Origin of the sequence: Algibacter miyuki (assembly GCF_030409805.1) — a bacterium.
Lineage (GTDB): Bacteria > Bacteroidota > Bacteroidia > Flavobacteriales > Flavobacteriaceae > Algibacter > Algibacter miyuki.
This window is the reverse complement of record NZ_JAUFQP010000007.1, coordinates 764,267-778,218: the sequence shown is the minus strand read 5'-3', so window position 1 is coordinate 778,218 and position 13,952 is coordinate 764,267. Positions and strand designations below refer to the sequence as shown.

Annotated in this window: 12 protein-coding genes and 1 tRNA gene; 5 read left to right on the top strand and 8 right to left on the bottom strand. The window is 35.4% G+C overall.

What is annotated here, in order from left to right; translation table 11 throughout:
- Positions 1-54: 54 nt before the first annotated feature.
- The gene (locus QWY92_RS06365; RefSeq protein WP_290269465.1) at positions 55-588 is read right to left on the bottom strand and encodes a hypothetical protein; all 534 of its coding nucleotides are present in this window, start codon (positions 586-588) and stop codon (positions 55-57) included.
- Between the two features lie 311 nt (positions 589-899).
- Here QWY92_RS06365 and QWY92_RS06360 point away from each other — a divergent pair, with 311 nt between their 5' ends.
- From QWY92_RS06360 to dusB, 3 genes are all read left to right on the top strand, one after another.
- Complete coding sequence (locus tag QWY92_RS06360) at positions 900-3,365, top strand: hypothetical protein (RefSeq protein WP_290269462.1); 2,466 nt, start codon at positions 900-902, stop codon at positions 3,363-3,365.
- 116 nt (positions 3,366-3,481) lie between these two features.
- Complete coding sequence (locus tag QWY92_RS06355) at positions 3,482-4,135, top strand: hypothetical protein (RefSeq protein ID WP_290269461.1); 654 nt, start codon at positions 3,482-3,484, stop codon at positions 4,133-4,135.
- A gap of 91 nt (positions 4,136-4,226) precedes the next feature.
- Entirely contained in the window at positions 4,227-5,222 is a 996-nt protein-coding gene (dusB, locus tag QWY92_RS06350; protein WP_290269459.1) for a tRNA dihydrouridine synthase DusB, read from the top strand.
- Positions 5,223-5,483: 261 nt separating this feature from the next.
- On the opposite strand, the gene QWY92_RS06345 is transcribed toward dusB, so the two are convergent.
- The 5 genes from QWY92_RS06345 to rbfA form a co-directional block, all read right to left on the bottom strand.
- Entirely contained in the window at positions 5,484-6,218 is a 735-nt protein-coding gene (locus QWY92_RS06345; protein WP_336622090.1) for an SDR family oxidoreductase, read from the bottom strand.
- 43 nt (positions 6,219-6,261) lie between these two features.
- Complete coding sequence (locus QWY92_RS06340; RefSeq protein ID WP_290269457.1) at positions 6,262-7,056, bottom strand: haloacid dehalogenase type II; 795 nt, start codon at positions 7,054-7,056, stop codon at positions 6,262-6,264.
- A gap of 56 nt (positions 7,057-7,112) precedes the next feature.
- Complete coding sequence (locus QWY92_RS06335; protein ID WP_290269455.1) at positions 7,113-7,715, bottom strand: TetR/AcrR family transcriptional regulator; 603 nt, start codon at positions 7,713-7,715, stop codon at positions 7,113-7,115.
- Positions 7,716-8,021: 306 nt separating this feature from the next.
- A complete protein-coding gene (locus QWY92_RS06330; protein ID WP_290269453.1) occupies positions 8,022-9,227 on the bottom strand; it encodes an ABC transporter permease in 1,206 nt (401 codons plus the stop codon).
- Position 9,228: 1 nt separating this feature from the next.
- Complete coding sequence (gene rbfA / locus QWY92_RS06325; RefSeq protein WP_290269450.1) at positions 9,229-9,627, bottom strand: 30S ribosome-binding factor RbfA; 399 nt, start codon at positions 9,625-9,627, stop codon at positions 9,229-9,231.
- A gap of 274 nt (positions 9,628-9,901) precedes the next feature.
- On the opposite strand from rbfA, the gene mce reads away from it, so the two are divergent.
- Positions 9,902-10,306 (top strand): methylmalonyl-CoA epimerase, encoded by a 405-nt coding sequence (gene mce / locus QWY92_RS06320; RefSeq protein WP_290269449.1) that lies wholly within the window; start codon positions 9,902-9,904, stop codon positions 10,304-10,306.
- Positions 10,307-10,354: 48 nt separating this feature from the next.
- Positions 10,355-10,428, top strand: a tRNA-Ile gene (locus QWY92_RS06315).
- A 139-nt stretch (positions 10,429-10,567) separates the two neighbouring features.
- Here the strand turns inward: QWY92_RS06315 and QWY92_RS06310 are convergent.
- Together QWY92_RS06310 and QWY92_RS06305 are read right to left on the bottom strand one after the other, a co-directional pair.
- Positions 10,568-12,652, bottom strand: coding sequence for a T9SS type A sorting domain-containing protein (locus QWY92_RS06310; RefSeq protein WP_290269447.1), 2,085 nt, complete (start codon positions 12,650-12,652; stop codon positions 10,568-10,570).
- Between the two features lie 642 nt (positions 12,653-13,294).
- Complete coding sequence (locus tag QWY92_RS06305; RefSeq protein ID WP_290269446.1) at positions 13,295-13,882, bottom strand: riboflavin synthase; 588 nt, start codon at positions 13,880-13,882, stop codon at positions 13,295-13,297.
- Positions 13,883-13,952 lie beyond the last annotated feature (70 nt).

Sequence of the window (13,952 nt, the reverse complement as noted above, 5' to 3'; positions counted from 1 at the left end):
GCATAACCGTATAAACCTAGATAAAAACTACTTATAGTCAATCTATAAAACAATTTACAAACCTAATATTTTAGCATCAACCCTAAATTTGGTATCTATAATAATCTCATGAGTTTCGCTTACTGTTTCATCAATAGTGGTTTTAACCCGTAAACTGTATGAATCTTTTTTAATATATGCTTTCAACTCTTGGTCTAAAACATCCAAATCTAGAGCGCTAGAGTTTGTGTTTTCTAAATCGTACATATTCGCTATTTCTAACTCGTCCAAGCCATCTGCTTCTATATAAACATGAATTTCTTTCAAGAAATTAAAGTTCCCATCTTCTGGTGTTTCAATGCTTAATTTTATATTTTTCAGCTTAATGCTTTCAATTAAATCTTTATTGGTGTTGTTATTTTCAAAAGTCGATTCCGATTCTGTGGTTACGTCAGGTGTTGCTAAACTCGCCGGAACATTCACTATTGTTGAAGCTGGAATGGAATATCGCGTTTGTAAGTCTAGATCAAATTTAGTTAACTCATCTAATACACTGCAACTGAAAAGCACAGCAAAAACGACAGAAAGTAGAAGTAGGTTCTTTTTCATGGGGAAAGTTTTTTTGTAAAGGTACTGCTTTACTTTTAACCCGTTTTTAGGTTAATTTTTGGTCATCACAAATACTACAGAGCGCAAAACTGATTACGATCAAAATAATACTTAACAAGAAGAAATATTACGCATTATGCAATTGTATTTCTTAAAGAAACTAGACAAATATTATTTATACAGTCTCAAAACTAAACCTTTACAGCGTTTTTAAGTCTTATTTATTTATTTATTTATGGCTACCGCTTAATTATAGAAATAATCTTATATTATAAAAATTTTACTTAAAACACCTAATTCGCATACTGTACATGAACCAACTACTGAAATGCTTTTTTATAATTATAGTCTCCACCACATCGCTATTTTCTCAAGAAAAAAATACAATTCCAGATATTGAAAAAACGTATATTCACACCGACAGATCGAAATACGTTGCTGGCGAATCGCTATGGTATAAAGCATATACGGTTTATGCTTACAACAATTTTTTATTTAATCACAGTAACATTCTTTATGTAGAATTAATTTCGGCCGACTCCAAAATAATCACCCGAAATACCACTAAATTATTAGGCGGATTGGGTCATGGTGATTTTGAACTAACCAAAGCCGCAGGTGTAAAACCCGGTAAATATCAAATAAGAGCATACACCAATTGGAGTCGAAATTTTGGCAAAGATTTTGTTTTCAAAAAAGACATTGAAGTTCTTGATGTGTTTAATGAGTTTACAGAAACCAGTAGCGAAGCAACTGCTGAGAGTTCAGAAACAAATAGCACCAATTCTACTACAAACGAAAAAGAAACTTTAAAAGTTCAGTTTTTTCCAGAAGGCGGATCGCTTATCCAAGATGTACCAAGTGTTGTCGCTTTTAAAGCGGTAGACCTTTACGGAAATCCAATAAAAGTACAAGGCAAAGTGTTTGATTCTAACAACGAACTTATTACTTTTTTTATGAGTGTTCACGATGGCATGGGCGTTTTTCAACTACAACCTGAGGCAGGCAAAACATATTACACTAAAATAACAGCTACAAACCACAATGACATAGAAGTCCCTCTTCCTGCTGCAGATTCAAAAGGAATCCTGTTAAGTTATAACGATATCAAAGGCCGAAGCATCATCACCATAAAAACCAACGAAGCTACACGTTTAGAGCATGCCGAAAAACCCATTACATTGCATTATAAATCTAAAGGACTTTTATATTTTGAAGAAAAACTAGCCTTATCAAACACCAAGTTATTGCTAGAATTACCTCAAGCCGAACTTCCGGAAGGCATTAGTCAAATCACGTTATTCGATAGTGATTTAAAACCACAAAGCGAACGTTTAGTTTATGTAGAAAAAAACGAAAATGTAAAAGTAGATTTAACCACAGATAAAACCACGTACAAACCAAACGAGAAAGTTACTGTAAACATAACATCAACAGATAATTCAGGCGCAGCAGTTCCTGCAAGTTATTCACTAGCGGTAACCGATCTTAATGGTGAAAAAAGTTTAAATAACAACGAAAGCAATATCAGTTCTTATTTTTTAATGGAATCTGATATTAAGGGTAAAGTGTATAACCCTGGCTATTATTTCGATGCTAATAATACTGCTCGATTGCCGCATTTAGATATGCTGCTATTAACACAAGGTTGGCGCGATTTTCTTTGGAAACAAGACCGAAAAGTTATTGAAAACCCAGATTTCAAAGTTGAAAAAGGCATTAATATTTCAGGACGTGTTAAGCATCTTTTCTTTCCCAAACCAAGCGTTGGTAATACAATTTCTCTAACCTTATTCAATAAAAGTATAAAAACCTTAAATAAGATTACAGATTCCTTAGGCATGTTTAATTTCGAAAACCTAGATATTATAGGTAAAGCCAGAGTTATACTCACTACTAAAAACAAAAGAGGAAAGAAAAACGGCATGTTTGTTTTAGATTCTATTTTTAAATCTCCCATGAATGTTAGTCCGATACCTAAAATACCAACCATTAGTTTTTCACCAGAAGTAAAACAGGTTAAACAAAATATTTATAAAAAATATATTGACTTTAATGTTATGCCTGAAAATGTTTTAAATGCAATTGAAGTTACCGGAAAAAAAGCAAAAGCAGGCGAAGACATTAACATACAAAGCAATATAACCAATGGCTATGTTGTAGATGAAAGCTCGCCAAAATTTGCAAGTATTTTTGAATTGTTAGAATACGCCATTCCAACACTCGATGTTGGTAATCGTGAAGTCATTAAATTTAGCCGAAACCCTGCAGGTGCATTAATATTAATAGATCAAAACCGCATACTAAACCCATTAGTAGAAGGAACGGATATAATTATTTCCATGTTAACCGATATCCAACCCGAAGAAGTCCTGAAAATAGAATATGACAACAGCGCTGTTTCAACTATGATGTATGGAAAAGAAGGACAATATGGCTCTATTAAGATTTATACAACACACAATTCAAATTCTAATTTTGGTAACGAAAGTCCTAAAGAAGCCTTACAAACCGTAAATAAACACATAGAAGGTTATTATGAAGGGCGTATTTTTTATTCACCCGATTTAGAGATTATAGCCGATAGTAAAGATAAAAACGCCTCTATACGTAACACACTATATTGGAACCCGTATGTTCATCCTGATACTACAGGTATTTCAGAACTTCATTATTACAATACTCGGGTTGAAACTAATGTAAAATTAAGTTTAGAAGGCATTACGGCAAGCGGTATTCCGGTTGTGGTAAAAACAACCTATTCTATTAAAAAATAGATTATTTTAAGGAGAGATTTGTTTTTCAACCAAACAAAATAATGGCGCATAAAGCATCAAAAGAGATAATTAAGAAATAAACATTAATTTTGCACTAACAATCAATACAAAAATTCATGTTTAAAAAGTCAATTGCTATACTCTCTCTCTTCCTTGTTTTAACCTCTTGTTGGAAAGATAAAAGCCCAGAAGATTTAATTCGATTAAAAGACAAATTCAAATCTCAAGTTGCTACGTTCGAAAGCAAAAAAGAAGTCGCCAACAAAAACGTAAACAAAGGTTTGGAATCTTTAGGCGCTTTAAAATTAGCTTTAGAAGATGCTAAAAACGAAGATAAAGAATTTGCAAAAGTTTATGGCGATTGGGAAAAGGTGGATAAACGCGTAACGAATTTAAATAAAGAATTCGAAGATTTAAAAACTAAAGCGGCCAATTTATTTACCGCTATGGAAACCCAAACCAATAGTTTAAGCGATGAACAAAGTAAAACCACACTCTTATCGGCTATAAATAAAGCTAAAACAAAATACAATGCCACACTAGCCAACACCTCTAAAGCCATCGATAAACTAAAACTTTTGCATAACGATGCCGTTGAAGTTGTTAAAGCTTTGGAAGTTGCTGCAGCATTAAATTCTTTCGATTCTATTAACGGACAAATGAAAAGTATTGAAGATCGTGTAGACGGTATTATGCAAGAGCTAAATGTAGCTATTGTAGAAAGTAAAAACCTCTACGAAAAGAAAATCACCGAATTAGACGAGCATTAATTTAAAGCCAAAGTCATTAAAAATTATCCGGTTGTATAAAACCCAATACATTTAAGTAAAAAACCTTAATTTTGCCCAAAAACAGAACCCATTGGTAAAAATAGATCACATAGAATTGCCCGATTTCCCATTGCTTTTAGCGCCAATGGAAGATGTTAGCGACCCGCCATTTCGCGCACTTTGCAAAGAACAAGGCGCCGATGTGGTTTACACCGAGTTTGTATCCAGCGAGGGTTTAATTCGTAACGCCGCAAAAAGCGTTATGAAACTCGATATTTACGAAAAAGAACGCCCTGTAGGCATTCAAATTTTTGGAGCAAACTTAGATAGCATGCTACAAACCATAGATATTGTAGCCGAATCTAAACCCGATATTATCGATATTAATTTTGGTTGCCCCGTAAAAAAAGTAGTCAGTAAAGGCGCAGGAGCAGGCATTCTAAAAGATGTTTGTTTAATGGAGCAACTTACCGCCGAAATGGTAAAACGCACCAATATTCCAATAACCGTAAAAACCCGTTTAGGCTGGGATCACGATTCTATTCGTATTTTAGAAGTAGCCGAACGCTTACAAGATGTAGGCTGTAAAGCCATTGCCATACATGGCCGCACGCGCGCTCAAATGTATAAAGGCGATGCCGACTGGAAACCTATTGCGCAAGTAAAAAACAACCCACGAATGCACATTCCTGTGTTCGGAAATGGCGATGTTACCACGCCAGAACGTGCCATGGAAATGCGAGACGAGTACGGCTTAGACGGCTGCATGATCGGTCGTGCTACCATCGGAAATCCTTGGTTTTTTAAGCAAGTAAAGCACTTTTTTAACACCGGAGAACATCTAGCACCAATAAGTTTAGAAGAACGCGTAGAAGCCGCCCGTCGTCACTTACAAATGGCCATCGACTGGAAAGGCGAAACCCTTGGCGTTTTCGAAACCCGTCGCCACTACACCAACTATTTCAAAGGCATTCCACACTTTAAGGAACACCGCATGAAAATGGTAACATCCGATCATTCCGAAGATGTTTTTGCGGCTTTCGATACCGTTTTAGAAAATTTTGCAGGTTATCAATTCACAGAATAAACCCTAAAACAGTTCAATTATAAAAATCAGGGCAAATGGCAAGCCACCCCGCTATCCGCTGTATCTTTTTGCGAAAAACAAAAAGGATGCCGCTACTATCGCTTTTGCAACAATCCGCTAGCACTATTACATGTTCTATAGTTTCTGTGTACTTTTAAAAGTCATTTCGACGTAAGGAGACATCACAAAATCTTTGTAGACGAAATATCTGTAATGTCTTCTATCGTCGAAATAACAGAAGATATATTATTTAAAGTAGAATTAAACCAACGCCCCGTTAGCGCCAATAACTTGCCCCGAAATCCATTTAGACTCATCGCTTGCTAAAAACACAATTACGTTTGCAATATCAATCGGTTTAGCCAATCTATTAAAAGCATTCATACTGCTCAATTTATCAATAAACTCATCCGATTTCCCTTTTAAAAACAGTTCTGTTTCCGTAGCTCCAGGTGCAATCGCATTTACCGAAATACCACGACCAATTTCCTTAGAAAACACACGTGTCATTTGCTCTACTGCAGCTTTAGACGCCGAGTAAAGCGCATACGTAGGAAACATTAATTTTACCGTACTAGACGACACATTTATAATATTTCCGTTATCGGCCAACTTACTACTTGCTTCTTGTAAAGTATTAAAAACACCACGCACATTAACATCAAACTGTTTAGTGAAATCATCTTGCGTATTATCTTTTAAGAGTTTACTTCGCATAATTCCAGCATTGTTTATCAACACATCAACACGGCCATAAGCTTCAATAGCCGTATTAAATAAATGAGTTACGTCCTCTTTTTTACTAACATCGGCTTTAACAACCAAAGCTGTCCCGCCATTTTCAACAATAGCATCAACCACGGCTTGCGCTTCTGTTGCACTATTTGAATGGTTTACAACAACTTTCGCTCCTTTTGCAGCTAACTGAATAGCCACTTCTTTTCCAATTCCTTTTGATGAACCGGTTACTATAATAACTTTATTTTCTAATGACATAATCTGCACTTTAGTTAAATAAATATTTTAATGTTTCATGGGGTTATTTCAATGCAATAAGGCGTTCCGCTATTAATGTTAAATCCGATTCTATAACTTCTGGAGCTACTGCCAAAGGATATAATTGCGCCCCTGGACGACTTACAAAAGCACCACGCCAACCCGCCCAAAGCGCACCAGCGATATCCCAACCATGTGCAGCAACTAGCATACACTCACTTGGATTAACGCCCATTTTTCGTGAAGCCCAATGGTAAGCATCGGTATGAGGTTTAAATTTACCAATATCCTCAATACTTAATCGTTCATCAAAATAATCGGTTAACCCTGCATTTTTAAATTGCGTTTCTACGCCTTTATTAGACGAATTTGTAAAAGATACCAACGTATATCCAGCATCTCTTAATTTTTGAAGCGCTGCTTTCACTTCTGGATGAGCCGGCAACGAACGAATAGGGCCTAATATAGATTCTTTTGCAGCCTCTTCCGTAATAGTAATGCCATGGTTAGCGGCTACCATTTGTAATGCCGCCGCACCAATAATTCCAAAATCTTGATATTGTCCACCTACTGTAGATACCAAAGAATATTGCAGCATGGTTGTAAACCAAAGGGGTAATAATTCGGATCGGCCACCAAGCGCATCTCCAACACTTTGTTTCATAACCGTTAAATCTAACAAGGTTTCATTGACATCAAAAAATAATACTTTCGGACGCTCTAAAGGTACCTCAATATTTTCTTTTTCTGATGCTGAAAATGCCAAATGCGGCGCTACTAAACCAGCCATAGCCGATTTTTTAATAAAATCTCTTCTTGTGTTCTTCTCGTTTTTCATATTGTAAATATTTTATAAAACATACTTATAAGTATGTTTTTGTTGTAAAAAAAATTCTAAACTTTCAGGTGTTGTATATAAAATGACAAACCAACCATATATTCATCAAGAATAGTATCGTTATCGTATAGTTTACGAATACCACGCACACCCTCGAAGGCACTTATTAAATACACTGCAACAGCCTCGCTGGACACACTTTGCTTAATGCTGTTTTCTAATTTCCCGCGTTCAATTAAGATAATTAATGCGGCGCGCCACTCTTCTATAATTTGCTTTAAGGCCATTTGATATGCACTTTCTAAATCGCCAATTTCGTTTATGAAGTTATTGGTTGGACAACCATGTTTTTTATCGTGCAGTGAAAATGATTTTAACCTTTCGGAAAAGGTATTCTCCAAAATACTAATCACGTTTCCTGGTTCTTGCAATGGAGCAATCATACCGTTGAAAACGCGTTCTTGCAACTTTGAACTAATTACGGCAAGACCCAATTCTTTTTTGTTTTTATAATGATGATAAAACGCGCCTTTGGTGAGTTTCGTGCTTTTCATTATCGTATCAACACTTGTAGTTTTAAATCCGTTTTGATAAAACAGTTTAAACGACTCGTTAAGAATGGTCTGTTTTGTAAATTCCGATTTTTGATTCTGTTGCATAGCACAAAGGTATCTAAAAAATACCACCTAGTATGTTTTTTAACGTTTCTTGTTAAATTCGGTGTAAACGCTGTAACTGTTATGAATGAAACTTAGCGGGTTTGCCCCGCGAGAAGGATTGATGCGGCATCCTTTTTTTGGTGCCAAGCCTTAAACTTTATAAAAAAGCTTGAATTTTTATTTTAGAACTGATTTTTATTGAAAATCCTGAAACTTAATGGCTCCACAAAAAGATATAGCGGAAAGCCTGTTTGCCATTTTTTATGGCAACTCGCCCAAAATATTTTCATCAACATAAAACGTCTTTTACAGACCTTTTACTAAGTTTTTGGTAATACGAACGGATGCAATTTTCGAGGCGATAATCCCTAAAACGGAGATGGTTAGGAAAACGATAAAAAAGTTTTCGACCCGAATAGCGACCGGATATGCGAGCGATGGCGTGATCATGACCAAGCTAAATGTTTTTTGAACAACCACGATAACTACTGATACAAGCAGGCCAATGAAACCGCCAACGATACTCATTAAACTGCCTTGATAAAAGAAAATACGACGTATATCTTTTACGGTGGCGCCAATGCTGAACAGTGTACTGAGACTTTTCTTTTTGTCGAGCATCATCATGATCAGTGACCCGATCACGTTGAAAAATGCGATGATAAGCACGAGCGTGAAAATGAGATAAACGGCCAAGTATTCGGTATTGAGCATTTTGTAAAGCGCATCGTTTAATTGGGCGCGATTTTTTACAATAATCTTGTTTCCTAAAATGGCTTGAATGCTTTGTTTTACTTGATCTTCGTTGGCTGCAGGTTGTAATTTAAACTCGATAGCCGAAATTTGATTATCCTTATAACTTAGCAATCGTTTTGCCAAAGTTATGGGCGCGTAAATGTAGTTATCGTTTAAGGTTTCGTTGATAAAAAACTCACCAACATTAACCACACGAAGCGTATTAAAAGCATCTTTTGTAGAACTTATTTGTCCTTTTCCAGGTTTGGGAACGTAAATACTTATGGTTTTTGTAAAGTCGAGAACCCCTAAGGAAAGATTTCTCGCAATGCCCCAACCTACAACAATTTCGTTAGTATTTTGTTCCAACCAACTACCGGTATCTATAACAGAGTCGATGCTTACAATGTTTTGGTAATGCGCATCTACCCCCTTTATTTTGGCAATGGTGGTTTTGTTATTTGAGGTAATAAAAATACGCTCTTCTATAATTTTAGAATACTCGGCAATGCCGTCTAAATTATTGAGTTTTTCAGCAAGTTCATCGGTAAGCATAAAGGATTTCCCAATGGTGGTTTCAGCCTTTAAATCGGGGTCTATTTCCGACGAAAATTGCAGGGTGAAATCTTTTAACCCGGCAAAACCCGACAGTACAATAAACAAAGATGCCGCACCCAAAATAACACCTATAATAGCAATATTGGTAATAAAATTTATAGCGTTATTACTGCTTTTAGAGCGTAAATAACGTTTTGCTATATATAGGGGAAAACTCAAGCTATGATTTTTTTCTTGGATCTAAAAAACTAGGATCTTTAATAGGGTTTTCTTCGCCTTTTAATGACTTATCAATTTTATCGATGTACTCTAGCGAGTCGTCTATAAAAAATTCTAAATTCGGCATTCTACGCAATTGATGTTTGGTACGTTGCGATAATTCGTGACGAATTAACGAGGTATTCGACTTTATACCAGCCAAAAGTGGCGCAGCTTTATCGTTCGGAAAAATGCTTAAATAGACTTTGGCTACCGATAAATCTACCGTTACCTTTACTTTAGACACTGAAATTAATACGCCGCGCATACCGCCCTGAGTGGCCGCACCTTGCAATACCTCAACTAAATCTTGTTGTAAAACTCCACCTATCTTCTTCTGTCTTTGACTTTCTTCTTCCACGTTATAAAATGCTTTTAGACTGCAAAAATAACGGATATTTAAAGATTATCTTGTTTTTAGTCCGCTATTTTAATATTTTGATATTACTTTTAAGATAAATTTAAGCATTTTCGCTTTCGCGGAAGGGATAATGGCTCGTTTATTCTTTTAGTCTAGGGTAAATTATTTAGTGACATTCTTGTTAGAACGAGGTTAAAAAATTCGCCGAAACAGGTTTATTGTTAGAATAAAATTTAGATTTTCGCCTCTGTGGAAATAAAAAAAAGGTTTTTCGATGAAAAAAATTGAACATATTGGCATTGCTGTGAAAAATTTAGAAGATTCTAACATTTTATTTTCTAAACTTTTTGGACAGTCTCCCTACAAGGAAGAAATTGTTGAAAGTGAACATGTGAAAACATCATTTTTTCAGGTTGGCGAAAACAAAATTGAACTTTTAGAAGCGACTCAAGAAAACAGCGCAATAGCCCGTTTTATTGATAAAAAAGGCGAAGGAATCCATCATATCGCTTTTGATGTAGATGATATTGAAGCCGAAATTAAGCGCTTAAAAAAAGAAGGTTTTACCGTTTTAAACGACACTCCAAAACGTGGTGCCGACAATAAATTGGTGGCTTTTTTACATCCAAAATCGGCAAACGGTGTATTAATTGAACTTTGTCAAGAGATAAAGCTGTAATTTTTTTGGTTACATCTAAAATAAATAGTAATATTGCACTCCAATTTCGGTCCCATAGCTCAGTTGGTTAGAGCACCTGACTCATAATCAGGTGGTCCTTGGTTCGAGCCCAAGTGGGACCACTTAGAAATTGTAAAGCTTCACAGCAATGTGAGGCTTTTTTTTGTGCATATAATTAATGTTTCCCTTGTTTTAATCGCTAAAAAAAAAGCCTTAAAATAAATTTTAAGACTTTTTCCTAATGTATTGTTTTAATATGTTTTATTCAATAATCATTTTTTTACTATCGATTTTTCGACCATCAACATATAATGTATAGTAATACATTCCTGGTGAAAGAGAATCGCTATTAAAAAACAATTCCTGATCGCCTAATTGATCGAGCCCAACATTGTCAATGATTTGCCCTGAGGTATTACTAAAAACAATAGCCGCTTGACTATACTTTTGTGGCACATAATATTTAATAGAAGTGGTACCATTGAATGGGTTAGGTATATTTTGATATAGAACAGCACCAGTACTTTCTTTAGCAACAACACCTTTTTCTTCTAAAGTAGAACAGGCACAGCCTTCTAATGTTGTAACTCTAGAAAGTAAATCGTCTATTTTTTCTTGTTGGGTGGTGTTTTCTGCTTCCAAATCGGATAAAATTGGCGACAAATCTATATTTACAGACGTTCCATTTTCAATAGCAACGGTAAGCGTATTCCCTGAAAGTGTTGCTGATGTTAAATTTTGAGCATCCGTATTACTCGCATATACTGACAGATCAATAGTTGTTGTGCTTCCTGAAATGCTCAAAACATCATCTGTAATAGCTAATTCCTGAGCGTCGGTATTATCTAAATAGCTAGATAAATCTACCGCAGTTTCATCATTAGTAACACTTAAAATATGTGTTTCGGTATCTAATGATAAATCTTGCGCATCGGTATTTGCTTCCGTAGTACTCCACGCTTCACCATCCCATAGAAATAAAGCATTCAAATCGGTATCATAAACCATTAAGCCTTTATGCGTAACATCAATCGGGGCTCCATCCGCCGCGGCAGTTTCAAGCGCTACACGTTGTACTGTTGTTAATCTATTAACTAAAAAACCTTTATCTGTATCTGCCAGTTCTAAAGACGCATTAGCATTGGCGGCTAGTGTGCCAACACCAACACTCACCCTATTAGCCAAAGTATCACCCCCTAAAGTTAACGTGTTAGCGGTAGTTGAAGTCACATCGTGACCTATTACAATGGCATTACTCTCCGTGGTACTACTATTAGCGCCAATTACAATTTGGTTGTTTTTATTAGAAACTATATTTGTTTTGGCATTATATCCAAGAACAATATTATCTGTACCGCGAACTGAGGAATTCGCCCCTATAAACACGTTTCTTTCTGCTCCACTATTACTCTCAAAATCCGCATAAGCACCAACACCAACATTATCTTGCCCTTCTCTATTAGTATATCCTGTAGAAAAACCTAAATATGTATTTCGATTGGCGTTGCTTGTTGAGTTTGTTCTATTATTATCCCAACCTGCTCTTGCTCCAACAAAGGTGTTGTGATCAGCATGCTCATTTGCCGCCCCAGCAGCTTGACCTATAAATGTGTTTTTAATACCAACTCCATTATCCATTCCTGTAGAGTCCCCTATAAAGGTATTCCAATATCCTGTAGTGTTATCATACCCTGCTTGATTTCCAAAAAAGGCATTTCGATATCCAGTGGTAAGATCATGTCCTGCAGAACTTCCAACAGCTGTGTTATCCGAGCCTGTTGCAGGGCTTGTTGTTGCACTGGTATTAACTCCAACAGAACTGTAACCACCACCACCTGCTGCTTGACCAACAAAAGTATTATCATCACCTTCGGTAAAATTTAATCCTGCTCGGTCGCCAACAAACACATTATCATTACCTCTCTTTAAATTGAATCCAGCACCAGCACCAACAAAAGTTAAATCGGAGCCAGACGTACTTCCGAAATTTACAAAATACCCTGCTTTATACCCTATAAAAGTATAGTCTGCACCATTAATATTATGAAAACCCGCCTGAGTTCCAATCATAACATTGTAATTAGCTGTAGTTTGATTGGCTCCTGCTAAAGTACCTAACATACTGTTGTTAGAACCTCCGATTAAATTTGCTCCAACGCCATCACCAATTAAAACATTGTAATCCCCTGTAGTTAAAGAAGAACCTGTTTGATAGGTAACATCAATACCCGAACCAGTACCATCATCTGCATCTGCTGTTGTTCCTAAAATTTCGTTTGCTGTTTGAGCCATTGCCAAATTACCTATGCAAAAAGCGCATAGGTATAAAAAATAATTTTTTCTCATAAGTGATTAATGTTAATTAGGTTGGTTAAAATTTAATTTTTAACAATATAACTCCTAAAAACCTCCCATCAAAGCACTTAGGAAGGTTTTTATTACAATTACATCAATAAAACAGATATTTTATGACAATAAACGACTATATTGTCTTTCTGAAATAAAATTGAAGAACCAATTAAAATGCCTTAATTAAAAAAATTAGCACCAAAAAGACGAATAATTAGAAAGAAAGTCTTTACAAAAAAAACACCATTTAACAAGAAGAGTTAATTATAACATGATATAGCCAGATAAAGAACACACAAACACCACCACATCATACTTTTTTAATGAAACCAACGTTACCTATCATGTAAAACCGCTGAAAACTACGCGTTTTATCGATTTTTTAAAACGCTTCACGGATGTTTTTAAGTTAAAAACCATGATTATAGTTTAAACATCCACTTTTTTTAATATTTTTGTTCTGAAATGACGATACAAAACAAAAGAATATTTGCCTCAATCTTATTTGTATTAATAAGTTTTGCTTGTGCATCTCAAGGGCCACCGCCACCTGCTCCACCGCCGCCTGTAGGTCTACCTATAGATGGAGGCGTTTTAATTGGAGCTGGCTTCGCTATTTTTTATGGTGCAAGAAAGTTATTAAAGCGACGTTAGTTTAGCCACATATTTTCCTAAAACATCAAATTCTAAATTAATTAATGTTCCTTTTTTAAAGGTATTAAAGTTTGTATGCTCGTAAGTGTATGGTATTATTGCCACACTAAAACTATCTTTTTTAGAATTCACAACAGTTAAACTTGTACCATTTACGGTTATCGATCCTTTTTCAATGGTTAAGTTCTTATTCAAATCAAAATCGTAACTAAAAGTAAATATCCAGCTACCATTTGCTTCTTCCACATTAGTACAAACCCCAGTTTGATCTACATGCCCTTGTACAATATGCCCGTCTAGTCTATCGCCTAATTTCATAGCACGTTCCAAATTCACCTTATCACCAATATTTAAGGTATTTAAATTGGTTTTATCTAAGGTTTCTTTTATAGCCGTAACGGTATATTTATCATTTTCAATAGCTACAACAGTTAAACAAACACCATTATGCGCTACACTTTGATCAATTTTTAATTCCGAAGTCACTTTACTCTTTACAGTAATATGTAGGTTATCTAATTCTTCCTTTAAGTTTGAAATCTCACCTATATCTTCAATAATTCCGGTAAACATAGTATTGTCTGTTTATTTAGTTAAATTTGCAAAAGCAATTGAATTTCAAAATTACAAACAAAAGTTGTCT